The organism is Arthrobacter sp. ES3-54, from assembly GCF_029504395.1.
GTDB lineage: Bacteria > Actinomycetota > Actinomycetes > Actinomycetales > Micrococcaceae > Arthrobacter.
This window is the reverse complement of record NZ_JAQFIF010000001.1, coordinates 434,460-449,907: the sequence shown is the minus strand read 5'-3', so window position 1 is coordinate 449,907 and position 15,448 is coordinate 434,460. Positions and strand designations below refer to the sequence as shown.

The window sequence follows — 15,448 nt, the reverse complement described above, 5'->3', positions numbered from 1 at the left end:
CATATTCCCGGGGAGTGTCTTCCGGGGGTCAGTCGGTGCGGTTGAGCAGCTCGCGGACCCTGGCCCGGACCGGTTCGCGGTCGTAGGTGTTGACCAGGGCACCGGCCATGCGGACCGGGTCCCCGAAGAAGAAGTACTCGTAGAGCGACTGGCGCCCGGCGAACCCGGAGATCGAGGCGTCGAAGGCCAGCTTGAACAGCCTGACGCGCTCGGGGCCGGTCAGGGTCTTGCCCTGCAGGTACAGCTCGATGTCCTCCCGGGCCTCACTGTTGACGTCCGCCTCGCCCGGCAGTGCCATGAGGCCCGACGCCGAGAACTTCCGGATGATCTGCGGGAAGCGCTGGGCAATCTTCGGGTACCAGTTGCGGGCCGCGTTCAGCGTGGACCACTTCGGCAGCATGACGCCGGCATCGTTGAGCCCGGCGTCGGCCTCCGACGCGCGGACCAGCGCCTTGCCGATTTCGACGTCGATGATCAGCTCGGCAATGTCCTCCTGGATGTGCTGGAACCCGTCGATGCCGATCGACTCGGCCAGTTCCGACGCCAGGCCGAGGAAGAACTCGCTCTTGGCGATGGTGCGGGTGACCACCTGGTGGGTCATGAGCGCGCCGGCGCCGGTTTCGGTGTAGAAGCTGTTGCACAGTTGCGGGTGGCCGAGCATGAAGATGCGCTCGTTGGGCACGAAGACATGGTCAAAGACCGCGACGGCGTCCATTTCCTCATAGCGGGAGGCCAGCGGCTCGTCGTGGGTGCTGCCGCCGTTGTACAGCGAGGTCCGGCAGAGGTAGCGCAGGCCCGGGGCATCGTTGGGGATGGCGAACGCGTAGGAGTAGGGCGCGTCTTCCGGGGTGCCCCGCAGGACGGTGGACGGGAACACGAGGAGCTCATCGGCGATCGGGGCGATGGTGGCGAGCATGCGGGCGCCCTGGATGACGATCCCGTCGTCGCGCTCCTCCACGATCCGGGCCGAGAGCTGGCCGCCGAGCTGCTCCGAGCCGGAGACCGAGCGGTTGACCTGCGGCGGGATGAGGGTGTGCGTGGCGAGGACGTCGTTTTCCCGGGCCCACTCATAGTACTTTCGGATGTTCTCGCCGAACTTCGGATCCGCCTGCGCGAACCACTTCCCCGCCGTGCCCAGCGCGGTGAGCGCGGAGTTCATGTAGTCTCCGGAGCGGCCAAGGAAGCCGTTGGAGGACTCGGCCCAGGTGGAGATGGCCCGGCGGCGCCGCTGTAGGTCCTCAATGGTCTTCGGCACCAGGAAGGAGGCGTTGACCAAGTCCCCGGTGCTGGGCGAGGTGTAGGTGAGCGCCTCCTGGTACTTGGGGTCGTGCTGCATGTCAAAGAGCCCGGCGTAGGAGCGGGCCACATTGCGGAAAGCCGGGTGCTCGGCGATCTTCTCGCTGACCACCTCGCCGTCGATCACCACGTGCGGCGTCATGGCGTTGAGCTTGTCCAGGTACTGCCGTCCGGTACGGATACCCATTGGTCTTCCTCCAGTCGTCGTTGAGCTGAGCTGAGCCGTATTGATTGGATGCTGTGTTGAATGGATGTGGCTTGCGCTAGAGCAGGTCCTCCATGCCCAGCTGGCTTTCCGGGATGGTGGTGAAGGTGCTGTTGGCGAACGCCAGGGCATCGCCGTTGCGGTAGTTGAAGTCCACCACCTCGCCGACGTAGAGGGTGTGGTCGCCGCCGTCGTACGCCGCCCAGGGCCTGCATTCGAAATAGGCGAGGACATTGGACAGCCGCGGCGCGGTGTCCCCCTCCACCCACAGCGGCTCGGGGCCGGGACGGCCGGCGAAGTGCATAGCCAGATGCCGCTGCTCGGCTCCGAGGATATTCACCGTGAAGGGCCGGCCGGCGAGCTCATCGTGGGCCTTGGCAGTGCGGGCGATGCTCACCAGCACCAGCGGAGGCTCCATAGAGACCGAGGTGAAGGAGTTCACGGTAATGCCGTGGCGCTTCGTTACGCCGTCGAAGGTCACGATCGCGACGCCGGTGGCAAACCTGCCGAGGCTGCCCCGGAAGTGGCTGGCCCGCGGGGCGGACAGCGGACCCTGGCCCCGGACACCCCCGGCGTGGTCGCGTGGCTTGGCAATCATCACTGATCCCTTGCGTTCGTTGCGGTCTTGTTCGGTCGTGGTGTGGTTGATCTGTGCTTTGGGTAGGATGTTGTTCTATAATCGAACAAGTAGTTCCCATATAGAACGCTAGCGGACCGTGAGCCGGAACACAAGGGTTGCCCGGCACGCCCGGCGTCCAGCGACCCCGCCCCTAGGATGGACCCCATGACCCCGAATGCCGGCGCTGCCCAGGCTTCCCCGTCCCAGACGCTTTCCCGCGGCATTAGGGCGTTGGAGATCCTCGCCGAGGCGCAGCAGCCGCTCACTATTGCCGAACTCGCCGATGCCATGGGCGTCCACCGCTCCGTGGCCTACCGGATCCTGCGCACCCTGGAGGACCATTCGCTGCTGGTGCGGGACGACGGCGGCCGCGTCCAGCCCGGCCCGGGCCTCGCCGTCCTGGCCCGCGGGGTCTCCCGCAACCTGCAGACGGCGGCCCTGCCGGAGCTGACCCTGCTGGCCAACACCCTGACCATGAGCGCCTTTGTGGCGGTCTGGGACCGGGAGGAGTGCGTGACGCTGGTGACGGTGGACCCGAGGCACAGCGGCGCCGCGGTGGTGCAGCACCCGGGGTCGCGGCATCCCATCAGCGCCGGGGCGCCGGGCATTGCCATCCAGTCCGCCTTCCCGGAACAGGAGTGGCGGGCCCTGGTCCCGGGCATCCCGTACCGGGCCGAAGCGGCCGAGGCCCGGCGCCGCGGCTTTGCCGCCAGCCATGACGAGGTGATCCCCGGGGTGTCCTCCATCGCGGTGCCGCTGCGCGTGCCGGGCGGCCGGCCGGCCGCCCTCGCCGTCGTGTATATCCGCGCCGCGCAGGACCCGGACGAGGTCGCCGGGGCCCTCACGGAGGCCGCGCGGCGCATCGAGGCGCAACTGGGCTAAGCGTGGAACGTGCCGCCGTCGCCCGCTTCCCTCCGATGCCCTATCAGCAGATGTCCTCCTGGCGCCGTTTAGGGACCACAAGTGATAGCGCAACGGCGGGTTAGCGGGGCTTAGGCGGCCGGCGCCGCCTTCCGTCCGCGTTGCCGGAGTACGACGGCGGCTGCGGTTCCCAGCAGGAACAAAGCCGTGGCTGCGCACACGGGAACCAGGAACGACGTCGAATAGCCGAAGTTCTGGGCCAGCTGCCCGGCGATGGAGGATCCGAGCGCGGTGCCGGCGACAATGCCGCTGGCCAGGGCCGTCATGACCGTGCCGAGCTTTCCGGCCGGAGCCACGAGGCCGCCGATGGCGAAAACAGTGACCATGAGCGGGCCGACGGGCAGGCCCAGCACCAGCAGCACGAGGACCATGGGCAGTGCCGTCGTGGGCAGCAACAGCAGTGATGCGAGCCCGGCCATAAGCCCCGCGCACGCAATCCAGCGGACGTTCACCGTGAGGCGGCGGGGCCAGTACGCGACCGAGAGGGCGGCGGCCGCAGAGCTCAGTCCCATCGCGGCGTAGAGCAGGCCCGCGAGCTCGGAGGTGGCGAAGCTGGCGGAGAAGGAACTCAGGGATGCCTGGGTGGAGCCGAAGAACGTGCCCATGCACACCATCGCCAGCACCGGAAGGGCGACGGCGGCGAAGGTCCTGGCGCGCTGGGCCGCCGTGCGGGCGTCCGCGTTCCGGTCCCCCGCCGCTGCGGGAGCAAAGCCGGAGGCCGATGCGGCTGCCGGTTCAGCTGCCTGGCCGGAGGACGGGCGCCGTGCTGTGCGGACCACCGCGTGGTGCGTGGGGTGGACGGCGAAGGCGGGTACGAGGACAGCTGTCAGTGCCGCGGCCAGGGCCAGCGGCAGCCACGGCGCGAGCAGGCTCGCGAGGATGCCGACCAGTGCCGGGCCGAGTACGAACGTGAGCTCGTCCGCGGTGCTCTCATAGGACAGGGCGGTGTCCAGGTCGGCGGAGTTCGCGGCCGACCCGCGCCCGGATGTCCGGGATGTCAGCGCCATCCAGCGGACCCGGGCCAGCGGACCGACCTGCGGGCAGCTGGCCCCGGCCACGAAGGCCGTGATCAGGACGGGGACAGCGGCGGCAAGGTCCTGCGCCCCGGGAATGAGGTACGCCGCGAGGATCAGGGCAACGATGGCCACGGTGTTGGCGACGGCGGACACGAGCAGCACGCGGCGCTGGCCGAGCCGGTCGGCGAGGACGCCCAGCACGGGAGCACCCAGTGCGGAACCGATGCCGACGGCACCGGCCGCGGCGCCGCCCACGGCGTAGGAGCCCGTGACGGAGGTGACGAGCGTCAGGGCGCCGACGGTGAGCATGGCCAGCGGCAGGCGGGCGAAGAGCCCCAGCGGGATGAAACTGCGGCCGGCGAGCAGCGGCAGCCGCGCGAAGCGGCCGCCCTTGGCCGGCGCGGGGGCCGGCAGCGCGCCAGTCGCCGTTGGGGAGTTGGTCGAAATGGGGGCGTCAAGAGTAGACGCCAAAGAAGACGGTGAAGGGTTCATGGTTTCCGGGTTCGCTCATTAGTGCGCATCGTCCCTCCTCCCGATGCGCGCGACCCGGTAACAGATCCATGATAGCTGATGCCCGGACGGCCAGCCGGGCTGGCCGTCCGGGGACGGGCTCAGGACAGGGGCTCAGACCCGGGTGTCGTCGCTGATGTGCAGGGTGGAGCCGCTGCGGCCTTTGACCACCTGGAGCTGGGTGCCGATGCGCTGCTTCATTTCCGCCACGTGGCTCACGAGCCCCACTACCCTACCGCCGTCGCGGAGGCCTTCGAGGGCGTCCATGACCTGTTCCAGCGCCTGCTCGTCGAGGCTGCCGAAGCCCTCGTCCACGAAGAGGGTCTCGATGTCCACGCCGCCGGACTCGTGCTGCACGACGTCTGCCAGCCCGAGGGCCAGCGCCAGTGAGGCCATGAAGGACTCGCCGCCGGAGAGGGTGGCGGTGTCCCGGCGCTGGCCGGTCCACTCATCCACGACTTCCAGGCCGAGGCCGGACTTCGCGCCGCGCGCGGCCTTGGCGTCGGTGTGCTGCAGCGTGTAGCGGCCGTCGCTCATGCCAATCAGGCGCTCCGAGGCGGCGATGGCCACCTGCTCAAGCCGGGCGGCGAGGACGTAGCTATTCAGGCTCATGCGGTAGGTGTTGTCGCCTCCGCCCTTGGCGGCGTCGGCCACGGCGGCGAGCAGCGCTGCCCGGTCCCGCGGTTCCCTGCCGGCGGCGGCGAGTTCCGCGTAGTCACCGGCGATGCGTCCGAGGGTCCGGAGCGAGTTTTCTGCCAGCCCGGCCGCCAGCACGGCTTCCCGGGCTTTGCGGTCGGCCGCCGCCGATTCCGTCCTGAGCTCTTCGAGGACGGCGTCGCTGACGAGGTCCCCAGCGGCCCGCTCGGCCGCCGCCAGAGCGAGGTCCTCGCCGGCAAATAGTTCCTGGATCCTGGCGGCTTCGTCCTGTCCCGCCCGGATGGCCGTTTCGAGGCTTGCTGCCACCGGCGGCTGCAGCAGCGCTTCCCGCGCCGCGGTTTCGGTGCTGAAACCGGCTGCGGGCAAGGCCTGATCAAGTTGCCGGCGTGCCTCCCCGGTGCGGGCGGCGGCCTGTTCGAGGGCCGACTGCGCGGCGTCGGCGTGCTCCAGGACCGAGGCGGTTGATGCCAAGGCGGCGATCCGCTGTTCGAGCGTCGCGTGGCTGGCGCGCAGCTTGTCCAGGGAGTGTTTTAGGGCCTCTGCCTGTTCGTCGATTTCGGCGATCGTGGATTGCGTTTGGGCGATGCCGGAGGCGGCGTCGGCCTGCGCCCGGTCCGCGGCCGTGATGGCCGCCTCGAGTTCTGCCAGCCGGGCCCGGCTGGCAGCAAGGTCCGTGGCGGCGCGGCCGGCGTCCCCGGCCCGTTCCCGGGCCAGGGCCGCCTCCGAGCGGGCTTCCTCGGGAGGTGTGCTGCCGCCCTGGGCTGCCAGGACGGCGACGATCTGGTGGGCGTCGGCGAGCTCGCGTCCCAGGGCAGCGAAGGTCTCTTCCGCCGTGTCGCTGGCTAGTTGCGCTGCCTTCTCAGCCTCGGCAACGGCAAGGGCCGAGGCTGCGGCCGGGGCGGGTGCCGGGTGCTCCGGGCTACCGCAGACGGGGCATGGGACTCCGGCGAGGAGTTGGGTGGCGAGCTCGGCTGCGGCGTTCGTGAGCCGTTGCTCACGGAGGTCCAGCCAGTGCTGCCTCCGGTCCTGGTGTACGTTCCGGGCCGCGGCGTGCTGTTCCGCGATTGCCGAGCACTCGGCCTCGGCGGCGAGGAAGCGGCCAACGATGGTCACGAGTTCGTCAGCTGCCGTGGCCTCCTTGGTGCGCAGCTGGACTTCCGCGGCCAGTTCCTCGAGGGGGCGGATTCCGGCGGACAGAGCCGCCGACTCGGAGCGCAGGGCGGCCAGGGTGGCGGCACCCGTCTGCCGCCCGGTTTCCAGCTCCTGAAGCTGCTGGCGCAGCCGGCTGCCGCGCTCAGTAAGTCCGATGAGCCGGGATTCGTCGGGCAGGCGTTCGGTGAGCACGGCGTGCAAAGACCGCAGCCGTGCGAGGGTGCCCCGGACGGCTGCGCTGTCCAATGTGGCGTGCGGGCCCGCGGCGTTGTCGGCAGCCTTCCCTGTCCCTGCGTCGATGAAAAGGTCCTGCCCCGCGAGCTCCGTGTCCGTCAGTGCCGCGGACCGCAGCGTGCGCGCGGCCTCCCGCAGGGCCGTTCCTGCCCGGTCCTCAGCTGCCGCGGCACTTTCCACGGCCTGCAGCTGGCCGCCAAGCACTTCGGCTTGGCGGTGCAGCCCGAGGGCGGCGGCTTTATCCAGCAGGAGAGGGGCGGCGGCGTCGGCGTCAATCCGTCGCTGTTCTGCGGCGGCAAGTTTGGCGTGGCGGTTTGCCCGCGCGTTGGCGGCCTCCAACGCGGCGGCATGTTCAGCGGCGTGGTTCTCGGCTGCGGCAGCGGCGGCCGCCCTGCCGTCCGCGGCGGTTGCCGCGGCGTCGTCAAGCCAGGCCAGCAGGGCATCGGGCTGGTCCCTGCCGGGGGCACCTACGGGGTCGAGTTCGAGCGCCGCGGTTTCAGACTCGGCCTGCGCCAGGAGCAGGTCAAGCTTCGTGGTAAGGCTCGCGACCTCCGCTTTGGCGGTCAGCGCCCGCCGGGACAGTTCCTGTTCCACGGCTTCAAAGCGCTGGGTGCCGAACAGGCTCTGCAGCAGCTCCAGGCGGTCAGAAGCCTTGGAGCGCAGGAACGCCGCGAAGTCGCCCTGCGGCAGCATAACCACGCGCGTAAACTGGTCCCGGTTCATGCCCAGGACGTCGGTGATCTCGGCCCCGGCCTCATCGTTCCGGCCGGATTTCTCCACCCACGCGCCGTCGATGCGTTCGCGCAGCAGCGTGTTCGCCTGCTGGACCGTGAAGCCGTTCTTGCCCCGGGCGCTCGGCTTGTCCCAGGCGGGCGACCGGGAAACTTCGAAATGCCGGCCCTTGGCCGAGAACTCGCAGGTGACGCGGGGCTCGGTGGCGGCCTCCGCGTGATCGCTGCGCAGCCGCTTCCCGTCCTGCCGGGCCCCGGGAACCGATCCGTAGAGGGCGAAGCAGATGGCATCCAGGACGCTGGTCTTGCCCGCGCCGGTGGCGCCGTTGAGCAGGAATAGGCCGTGGGCGCTGAGCCGGTCGAAGTCGATCCGCTCCGTGCCGGCAAACGGGCCGAAGGCGGCAATCTCCAGGCGGTGGATCCTCACAGGGAGACCCCTTCCAGGCGCACGGCTTCGAGCGCCTCGGCGAGAACGGCCGCTTCGGCGTCGGAAGCTGGCCGGCCGCGGACGTGGTCGAGGAATCCGCAGCAGACGGAGAGGTCATCCTCGGCTTCGGCAAGCCGGCTGCTGTAGCTGGCCTTCGGCGCCGCGCTGGCGCCATCGGGATCGAAGCCGAGCACCAGGGTGTCGGGGAACCGTGCCCGCAGGCGGTCCATCGCCTGGGCGGGGCGGGCGGCGTCCGTCAGAGTGATCTGGCAGTAGGCGGCCTCGGCCCAGGCGAAGTCCTCCGACTCGAGGAGGTCATCCAGTTTCCCGCGGAGTACGGCGAGGGCCCGGGGCGCTTCCCAGTGCACTGCGCGGACGTCGCCGATTCCCTCGGCGTCGACCTCCACGAGCCAGCTGCCCTTCTTGTGCTTCGCCTCCGAGAAGGAGTACGCCAGCGGCGAGCCGGAATAGCGCACCGCCGGGGAGAGCTCCTGCCGGCCATGCAGGTGGCCCAGTGCGGTGTAGCCGAAGCCGTCGAAGAGATCCAGCGGCACCGCTCCGACGCCCCCGATGCTCAGATCCCGTTCGCTGTCAGAGCTGATGCCTCCGCTGGCGAAGGTGTGCGCCAGGACCACCGAATGGACGGTCCGGGTCTCGCTCCGATGCCGCACGTCTGCACGGATCCGTTCGGTGGCGGCGCGGGTGACCTCGAAGTGGCTCGCGGTCTCGACGCCCAGCTGCTCGGCGACCAGCCGGGGCTCCAGCCAGGGGATCCCGTAGATGGCCAGCACCGGCGCTGTATCGTCCGCTGCATCGTCCCCAAGCGGAAAGAGCACGGGCTGGTCCAGTTCGTTCAGCCGGGTGCGCAGATGCACTCCCCCGCGCTCGAGCAGCCGCGACGCGAACCCCAGCCTGATGGCGGAGTCGTGGTTGCCGCTGGTAAGGACAACCTGGGCGCCCGCACCCGTGAGGCGCACCAGGGCGTCGTCCAGCAGGCCGACGACGTCGACTCCCGGCAGTGCACGGTCGTAGACGTCCCCGGCGATGAGGACGACGTCCACGCTCTCGTCCCGGACAAAGGTCACGAGCTGGTCGATGAAGGCTCGCTGGGCATCGAGCATGCCGATGCCGTGGAAGGACCGGCCCAAGTGCCAGTCGGAGGTGTGCAATAACCGCATATTCCTACGGTATCGGCTGGCACCGACACTCTTGCGCCACCACCCCGGGAGGGTGACCGAAGTCAAAGGCGGTCCCGAGTTGTTGTTACTTTCCACCCTTGCTGTCGAAGAAGCTGCGGGCCTCGTCGTCCTGGGCGACGGTGCGGTCGGGCGAAGCCGAAGCGCCGGCCACCTTCCCGTTGCCCCGGTGGCCGGCGCCGACCTTCTGGCCGTCGTCCGCGCCGTCGGTCAGCTCGCCATCACCGAAGTCGGCGGCGTCCAGGCCGACGTCGTCCACGTCGGCGGCATCCAAATCGGCGTCGTCCAAGTCTGCATCGGTGAGCGTTGCACCGGCCGGGTCAGCGGCCTGGCCTGTCTGAACAGTGCTCTGGGCGAAGCCGCGGAAAACCAGCCCGGCGACGGCCGCGCCGACCACCGGCGCCACCCAGAACAGCCACAGCTGCCCGAGCGCATCCGGGCCGCTGAAGATGGCCGAGGCCGTGGCCCGGGCCGGGTTGAACGGAACATTGCCAAGCGCCTGGCCCAACTGCAGGAGCATCGCCGTCGTCAGGCCCACCGCGAAGGGGGCAGCCGCCCTGGCGGGATTCCGGCTGGCCGTCGTGGCCAGGAATACGGCCACGAGCAGGGCGGTGCCGAGGACCTCCACGAGCAGGACGCCGGCCATGGGCACCTGGATGATCGAGTGCTCGCCGAATCCGGCCGCCACGGTGGCGAATGCGCCCTGGCTGTCGTTGATCGTCGGAATGGTGCGCAGGACGCCGAACAGGGCAACGGCCCCGAGCGCGGCGCCCACGAACTGCGCGCCGATGTATGCGGCGGCGTCGGCCAGCCGGATCCGGCCGGCGATGGCGTTGCCCACGGTGATGGCGGGGTTAAAGTGGCCGCCGGAGACGTAGCCGACGGCCAGCATCGCGGCCGTCAGCGCCAGGCCGGCGGCCAGGGCGGCGGGCAGCGGGTTCGACTGCGGAATGGTGAAGAGCGGCACGCCCAGGCCTGCGACCACCACGATCAGGGTCCCCAGCGCCTCGGCGGAGAGCCGGGCCACGAGTCGGGGCCGGGGCGAAACGCCGCTGGCGGCCGATGGCTGGACGCCAACGGATTCGCGGGCTGGCACAAGCAGGGTCATAGTCAGGATTCCTTTGCTGGTGGCGGCGCGGCCTGGGGCTGCAGTTGCGGCGTCGCTGGCCCGCCGCCGGGCGGTGGTCCGGGTGCGGCCTCGGCCGCCCGGAGAATGGGTCCGCCAGCAGTCTGCCAGCGGAATCTGGATGTTCGCTGGATTCTGGCTTAGTGCCCCAGGGCCACCGCTGCCACGGCGCTGGCGGCAAGGGCGACGACGGCGGCGGCGGCCCAGCGCAGGAGCGCAGCCGGCGGCGCGGCATTGGACCGCCGGAGCTCCCGCCCGCGGACCAGCACGCACACAGCCACCACCAGTGTCGCGGCCATGGCGGCCAGCGCGCAGACACCAAGGAAATCAACGGGACCCGGAACGCCTCCGCGGGACCCGGCGAGCGCCCAGCTGCGCCAGATCAGCAGGTCCGCCACGATCAGGGTCAGCAGCGTCCGGCGCCAAGACAGGGATGTCCGCTCGGGCTGCAGCCCAGGGTCCCGGGCCATATCAGGCCTCACCGCGCCACCAGGATCAGGGCGGCGAACACCAGTGCCGCGGCTGCGACGCCGATTGTCATCACCAGCATCACGCCGGAAAACGGCAGCTCCTGGTTGTTACGCATGGCAGCCTCCATGAGTCCCCACCGGCGGTAGGACAGGGCGGCCAAACCTGCGCCGAGGAACGCGAGGATGACGCACAACGCGATCCGCACGGGTCCGGGCGCGATCTCGGGGGCCAGCTGGTCAATCGCCAGGGCTCCGGCAATCAGGGCCAAGGATGTCCGGATCCAGGCCAGGAACGTCCGCTCGTTAGCCAGGGAGAATCTGTAATCGGGAGTGGTCCCGGTCTTCCGCCACGCTGGTTCGCGCATTCGTTTCCTCCGCTGCCGGACGGATACGCCGCCGGCGGTTGCTTCGCCTGACCGCTGGACGGGTCCTAACAGCACCCTACCGGCGTTCCACATCCGCCGCCCGCGGGATTGGGGACAGCGGCAGTGGGTACAGCGGCATTGGGTCTGCAGCATTGACTCCGCGGCGCCGGGTCGGCGGCATTGGGTACGGCGACATTGCAGAGTGCGGGCAGGGTCGGTGGCATTGCAGAGTGCGGGCAGGGTCCGCGACGCTGGGTCGGCGGCATTGCAGAGTGCGGGGCAGCGCCGGGTAAATTTGAGGGCATGAGCACCAAGCCCGGGACCAGCCCCGCACCCGCCCCAACACCCGGCCAGCCACACTCCCCCGCACCGGCCCACGGCTCGCGCATCCACGGCTGCCTGCTCGGCGGTGCGCTCGGTGATTCGCTGGGCTACGCCGTCGAGTTCGACGATATCTCGGCGATCCGCGCCCGGTTCGGCCCCGCGGGCCTGCAGGATTTTTCCGCGCTCGACGCCGGCAGCCCGTTCTCGGACGACACGCAAATGACGCTGTACACCGCAGACGGCCTCCTGGAAGCGCTGGAATGGGCGAACGACGGCGTGGCATCGGACATCAACGCGTGCCTGTGGCTCGCCTACCTGCGCTGGCTGGGCACCCAGGGTGTCGCGGTGCCGGCGTCGGCCCCGTTCCAGCCGCCACGCTGGATCGATGCCCAGACTGTCCTGAAGAACCGGCGTTCGCCCGGCAAGGCGTGCCTGAGCGGACTCGCCACCGGCGAGATGGGCACCGTGAAGCGGCCGGTCAATCCAGAGTCGAAGGGCTGCGGCACCGTGATGCGCTCGGCGCCGTTCGGCCTCATCCCCCACCTCGAACCAGAAACGGTCTACAAGCTCAGCGCCGATGCCGCATGCCTGACGCACGGGCACCCCGCGGCACGGCAGAGCGCAGGCGTGTTCAGCCTGGTCATCCATGCCCTGTCCTCCGGCCACGGTTTGCGCGAAGCGGCGGAATCGGCCCTCGGGCACCTGCGCGGCGGCATCCTGCGCAAGGGCGAGGACCCGGATCCGGATGTTGTGGCACGGCTGGAGGCGGCCCTGCGGCTGGCCGGTGACCGGCCCGGCGGCGGAGACGTGCTCAGCCCCGAGAACCTGGTCAGCGAACTCGGCGAGGGGTGGGTGGCCGAGGAAGCCCTGGCCGTGGCGCTGTACGCCGTGCTGGCCACCGTTCCGGAGCCGGAAGCAGGGCCAGATGGCGACACGGCGACGGCGGACGCCGGCACGGCTGAGCCCGACGCCCAAGCGCATTTCCGCGCGGCAATTGCGGTGGCCGTGAACCACAGCGGGGACAGCGACTCAACGGCGTCGATCGCCGGGAACATCCTGGGGGCGTACTACGGCGAGCGGTGCCTGCCGGCAGACTGGCTGGCGGCACTCGAGGCACCGGAGGTCATCCGGGGCATGGCGTCGAGGCTTGCGGCCGTCACCGGTTCCTAGCTGCGGCGGGCAACTTGTCGGCCGTGCACCTGTGCGTCAGGCGTTAGGTCTTCGGCATTCGCGCAGCGCGGACGGCTGCGCTCGGAAGCCCGCGCGCCCGGCTTGGCCGCGGGACATGCCCCGTTGCACCCCGCTGAGATGGACATGTCCATCCCCCGGCCGCTGCATCCTCAGGACATGCCCATCTCCCGCGGCGGGGACTGGACATAGTGCCACCATGTCCAACCGTCATAGCCTCCGGAGGTCATGCCCGGGCCTCCAACAGCGCACCGATGGACATGTCCATCCCTGGTGGCCGCATCGCCGGGACATGCCGGGCCTGGTTGAGGATCCTAGGCGCCCCGGAGCGAGATGTTGATGCAGGCTTCGCAGACGTCCGCGGGGATGAGTCCGCGGCGCTGCAGGAAGCCGAAAATGGTGCAGCCGAGGCAGAACCCGGCGAACGCCTCAAGGGACGCGGCGGCAATCAGCACGGCGAGCAGGACCCACGCCGCAGGCGCGAGGCCGGCAGCCAGAAGCAATGCGGCCGCCGTCGACACGGCGGCGCCGATGCCCTGGGCGAAGCGCTTTGGTGGACCGGGAACGAGGCGGGTCCGGCCGAGCCAGGGCGTCAGCACCTTGACCGAGAGCTGGGCCAGGGGCGAGATCCGGGGGCCGAACAGCACACGCAGCCAGAAACCCGCCGCGATGATGGCGAGTCCCCAGCCGAATCCGGTCAGCAGGGTCACCGCGGACAGCGCCACCACCAGGGCAGCGGTAATGCGGGCGGCGTACTCGTTCACCGGGTTGGGGAACGCGAACACCCGCCGCCAGTCAATGCCGCGCGACGGAACGGACTTCGACGACACTGACTTAGACGGAACTGCGGGAGTCTGTGCATCCGTGGGTTTGCTCATCGCCCAAGGCTACGAGCGGGCGCGCCGGGGCGGGAATGATTGTTGCGCCATGTGACCGCGGGTTCAGGCAGGGCCGGTTCAGCCGGGCCCGTTCCGGCGGAAAAGTTCAGAAGGGTGCTGCGGCCAAATGTCCGCCGACCATCTGGAGGAATTCACCCTCGGATAAGACCTCGATCCGCTGCCCGCGGTCGTGCAGTTCCAGGACCCGGCGCGCCTTGCCGGTGAGCCGGCCGGAGCGCAGGTCCGCGGCCACAAACCCGTCGCCCACCACCAGGACGGTGGTGCGGGCCGTCACCCGGCTTTCAGGCCTGGCGCCTAGATCGGCGGAGCGGACCTTGGCTTCGGGCCGGGAAATCGCCAGTTCGCCGGTGAACACGACGGTCTGGCCGAACAGCGGATGGTCTGGGCTAGCGGCGGCATTGGGCAGCGGGTTGGGCCCTTCCTCCGGCCACCCGGCCACGAACCGGCGGCCAACAGGTGCGCCGGCAGTTCCCCCGGCGAGCGCCTCCAGCGCCGCGAGGGTGGCCTTGGACAACGGGTCGCGCCGGGGGTCGAACGCCGGCTGGTGCGACACCGCGAGGCCCAGAGACAGATAGAGTTCCGCGATGCTCGCCGCCTTGTTCCGGGCGGCGATGTCGATCAGGATGCCGGCACAGGCCCGGGCGTCCTCGGCGGCATCGTGGTGGTTGACCAGCGGAACGCCCGCCTCCTCGGCGGCGTAGGGCAGCGAATTGGACACCAGGGAATAACAACGCCGGGACAAAATCACCGTGCAGACGTAGTCGTAGGCGGGCCCGGCCAGCCCGGACACTTCCAGCCCAGAGCGGATCACACCGAGATCGAACCCCGCATTGTGAGCCGCCAGCACGTCGCCGCCGATGAACGCGCCGATCTCCGGGAACAGCTCACCGAACCGCGGCAGCCCCGCCACCTGGTCCGGCCGGATGCCGTGGATCCGGACGTTGTGGTGATCGAAGGTGTCATGGTTTTCCGGCGGCCGCATGAGCCAGGAGGCTTCCTCGACGACGACGCCGCCACGCACCTTGCTCAGGCCAACAGCGCACGGTGAACCGCGGAAGCCGTTCGCGGTCTCAAAGTCGATCGCCGTAAAGTCCAAAGTCACGGCCCAACTTTACCGCCCGCGGGCGGCGCCTCCCGCACCGGGAGCGGCACCCGGGGGCGGGCCGGCGGCCGTCAAGTACCCTTAACGGGTGAACGTACTAGCAATGAGCGACCTCGCCGTGTCCGCCCTCGGCGGTGCCGGCCCCGTCCAGCCGCAGATGGCCTCCTTCCTGCCAGACTGGCTCAACCCGCAGGTTTTCCTGGCGAATCCGGCCTTCGCGCCGTGGGTGGTCCTCCTTGTCTGCGGCATCATCTTTGCCGAAACCGGGCTGTTGATCGGTTTTTTCCTGCCCGGGGACTCCATGCTGTTCACGGCCGGGCTGCTCGTGGCCACCGGCACCATCCAGGTCAACATCTGGGTCCTGACCGCGCTCATCATCGTCGCCGCTATTGTCGGCAACCAGGTGGGCTACCTGATTGGATCCAAGGCGGGACCTGCCCTGTTCAACAGGCCCAATTCCAAGCTGTTCAAGCGTGAAAACGTGGATAGCGCACACGCCTTCTTCGAAAAGCACGGCGGCAAGGCTCTGATCTTGGCCCGGTTCGTCCCGATCATCCGCACCTTCGTCCCGGTGATTGTGGGCGTCGCGCAGATGAGCAAACGCAAATTCTTCACCTACAACGTGATCGGCGCGGTGCTCTGGGGCGGCGGCGTCACGCTTCTGGGCTACCTGCTCGGGGACAAGGTGCCGTGGGTCAAGGACAACCTGGACATCATCTTCATCGCCATCGTGTTGGTCTCCGTGATCCCGATCGCCATTGAGGTCATCCGCGGCGCCATCGCCAAGCGGCAGTCCGAGGAGTACGGCACGGACGTCGTGGATGAATTCATCGAGGAGCATGAGCCGGAAGAAGAGCGCCGAACCCCGTAGCCCAGGACCCCGGTCCCGGATCCCAGCGCCGCAGTAGGCGCAGCAGTTAACAACGAAGGCGCCCCACCGTGTGGGGCGCCTTCGTTCGTCTTGCGCCTCGCCTGACGTGGCGACACGGGCGGGCGTGGGCGACGCGGCC

The 15,448-nt window shown here is 69.7% G+C and carries 13 protein-coding genes; 3 read left to right on the top strand and 10 right to left on the bottom strand.

Translation table 11 applies throughout. The features are described from left to right. Nucleotides 1–28: 28 nt before the first annotated feature. Both hpaB and M2428_RS02145 read right to left on the bottom strand, forming a co-directional pair. Nucleotides 29–1,483 (bottom strand): 4-hydroxyphenylacetate 3-monooxygenase, oxygenase component, encoded by a 1,455-nt coding sequence (gene hpaB, locus M2428_RS02150; RefSeq protein ID WP_277523220.1) that lies wholly within the window; start codon nt 1,481–1,483, stop codon nt 29–31. A 76-nt stretch (nt 1,484–1,559) separates the two neighbouring features. Then, a complete protein-coding gene (locus tag M2428_RS02145) occupies nt 1,560–2,099 on the bottom strand; it encodes a flavin reductase family protein (RefSeq protein ID WP_277523219.1) in 540 nt (179 codons plus the stop codon). Between the two features lie 186 nt (nt 2,100–2,285). Here M2428_RS02145 and M2428_RS02140 point away from each other — a divergent pair, with 186 nt between their 5' ends. After that, nucleotides 2,286–3,002, top strand: a complete 717-nt coding sequence (locus tag M2428_RS02140) for a helix-turn-helix domain-containing protein (RefSeq protein ID WP_277523217.1) — start codon at nt 2,286–2,288, stop codon at nt 3,000–3,002. Nucleotides 3,003–3,112: 110 nt separating this feature from the next. Here M2428_RS02140 and M2428_RS02135 read toward each other — a convergent pair whose 3' ends face one another. From M2428_RS02135 to M2428_RS02110, 6 genes are all read right to left on the bottom strand, one after another. Beyond that, nucleotides 3,113–4,528 (bottom strand): MFS transporter, encoded by a 1,416-nt coding sequence (locus M2428_RS02135; RefSeq protein WP_277523216.1) that lies wholly within the window; start codon nt 4,526–4,528, stop codon nt 3,113–3,115. A 153-nt stretch (nt 4,529–4,681) separates the two neighbouring features. Continuing rightward, nucleotides 4,682–7,768 carry an SMC family ATPase gene (locus M2428_RS02130; protein WP_277523213.1) on the bottom strand — a complete coding sequence of 1,029 codons (3,087 nt, stop codon included), beginning with the start codon at nt 7,766–7,768 and terminating at the stop codon, nt 4,682–4,684. Next, a complete protein-coding gene (locus M2428_RS02125; RefSeq protein WP_277523212.1) occupies nt 7,765–8,946 on the bottom strand; it encodes an exonuclease SbcCD subunit D in 1,182 nt (393 codons plus the stop codon). The genes M2428_RS02130 and M2428_RS02125 overlap by 4 nt, the downstream gene beginning before the upstream one ends. 85 nt (nt 8,947–9,031) lie before the next feature. Continuing rightward, on the bottom strand, nt 9,032–10,072 hold the full coding sequence (locus M2428_RS02120; protein WP_277523210.1) for an aquaporin: 1,041 nt from the start codon (nt 10,070–10,072) through the stop codon (nt 9,032–9,034). A gap of 158 nt (nt 10,073–10,230) precedes the next feature. Further along, nucleotides 10,231–10,560, bottom strand: coding sequence for a DUF202 domain-containing protein (locus M2428_RS02115; RefSeq protein ID WP_277523208.1), 330 nt, complete (start codon nt 10,558–10,560; stop codon nt 10,231–10,233). Nucleotides 10,561–10,568: 8 nt separating this feature from the next. Continuing rightward, nucleotides 10,569–10,925, bottom strand: a complete 357-nt coding sequence (locus tag M2428_RS02110; protein ID WP_277523206.1) for a DUF202 domain-containing protein — start codon at nt 10,923–10,925, stop codon at nt 10,569–10,571. 303 nt (nt 10,926–11,228) lie between these two features. Here M2428_RS02110 and M2428_RS02105 point away from each other — a divergent pair, with 303 nt between their 5' ends. Next, entirely contained in the window at nt 11,229–12,419 is a 1,191-nt protein-coding gene (locus M2428_RS02105) for an ADP-ribosylglycohydrolase family protein (protein ID WP_277523203.1), read from the top strand. A gap of 332 nt (nt 12,420–12,751) precedes the next feature. On the opposite strand, the gene M2428_RS02100 is transcribed toward M2428_RS02105, so the two are convergent. Further along, nucleotides 12,752–13,315, bottom strand: coding sequence for a DUF4395 domain-containing protein (locus tag M2428_RS02100; RefSeq protein ID WP_277523201.1), 564 nt, complete (start codon nt 13,313–13,315; stop codon nt 12,752–12,754). Nucleotides 13,316–13,421: 106 nt separating this feature from the next. After that, the gene (locus M2428_RS02095) at nt 13,422–14,438 is read right to left on the bottom strand and encodes an exonuclease domain-containing protein (protein WP_277523199.1); all 1,017 of its coding nucleotides are present in this window, start codon (nt 14,436–14,438) and stop codon (nt 13,422–13,424) included. 103 nt (nt 14,439–14,541) lie between these two features. Here M2428_RS02095 and M2428_RS02090 point away from each other — a divergent pair, with 103 nt between their 5' ends. Beyond that, nucleotides 14,542–15,309 (top strand): VTT domain-containing protein, encoded by a 768-nt coding sequence (locus M2428_RS02090; protein ID WP_277523585.1) that lies wholly within the window; start codon nt 14,542–14,544, stop codon nt 15,307–15,309. Nucleotides 15,310–15,448 lie beyond the last annotated feature (139 nt).

Bases quoted from the DNA above. Each gene is read 5' to 3' on its own strand.
- hpaB (WP_277523220.1), bottom strand. From the start codon at position 1,483: ATGGGTATCCGTACCGGACGGCAGTACCTGGACAAGCTCAACGCCATG.
- M2428_RS02145 (WP_277523219.1), bottom strand. From the start codon at position 2,099: ATGATTGCCAAGCCACGCGACCACGCCGGGGGTGTCCGGGGCCAGGGT.
- M2428_RS02140 (WP_277523217.1), top strand. From the start codon at position 2,286: ATGACCCCGAATGCCGGCGCTGCCCAGGCTTCCCCGTCCCAGACGCTT.
- M2428_RS02125 (WP_277523212.1), bottom strand. From the start codon at position 8,946: ATGCGGTTATTGCACACCTCCGACTGGCACTTGGGCCGGTCCTTCCAC.
- M2428_RS02120 (WP_277523210.1), bottom strand. From the start codon at position 10,072: ATGACCCTGCTTGTGCCAGCCCGCGAATCCGTTGGCGTCCAGCCATCG.
- M2428_RS02115 (WP_277523208.1), bottom strand. From the start codon at position 10,560: ATGGCCCGGGACCCTGGGCTGCAGCCCGAGCGGACATCCCTGTCTTGG.
- M2428_RS02110 (WP_277523206.1), bottom strand. From the start codon at position 10,925: ATGCGCGAACCAGCGTGGCGGAAGACCGGGACCACTCCCGATTACAGA.
- M2428_RS02105 (WP_277523203.1), top strand. From the start codon at position 11,229: ATGAGCACCAAGCCCGGGACCAGCCCCGCACCCGCCCCAACACCCGGC.
- M2428_RS02100 (WP_277523201.1), bottom strand. From the start codon at position 13,315: ATGAGCAAACCCACGGATGCACAGACTCCCGCAGTTCCGTCTAAGTCA.
- M2428_RS02090 (WP_277523585.1), top strand. From the start codon at position 14,542: ATGAGCGACCTCGCCGTGTCCGCCCTCGGCGGTGCCGGCCCCGTCCAG.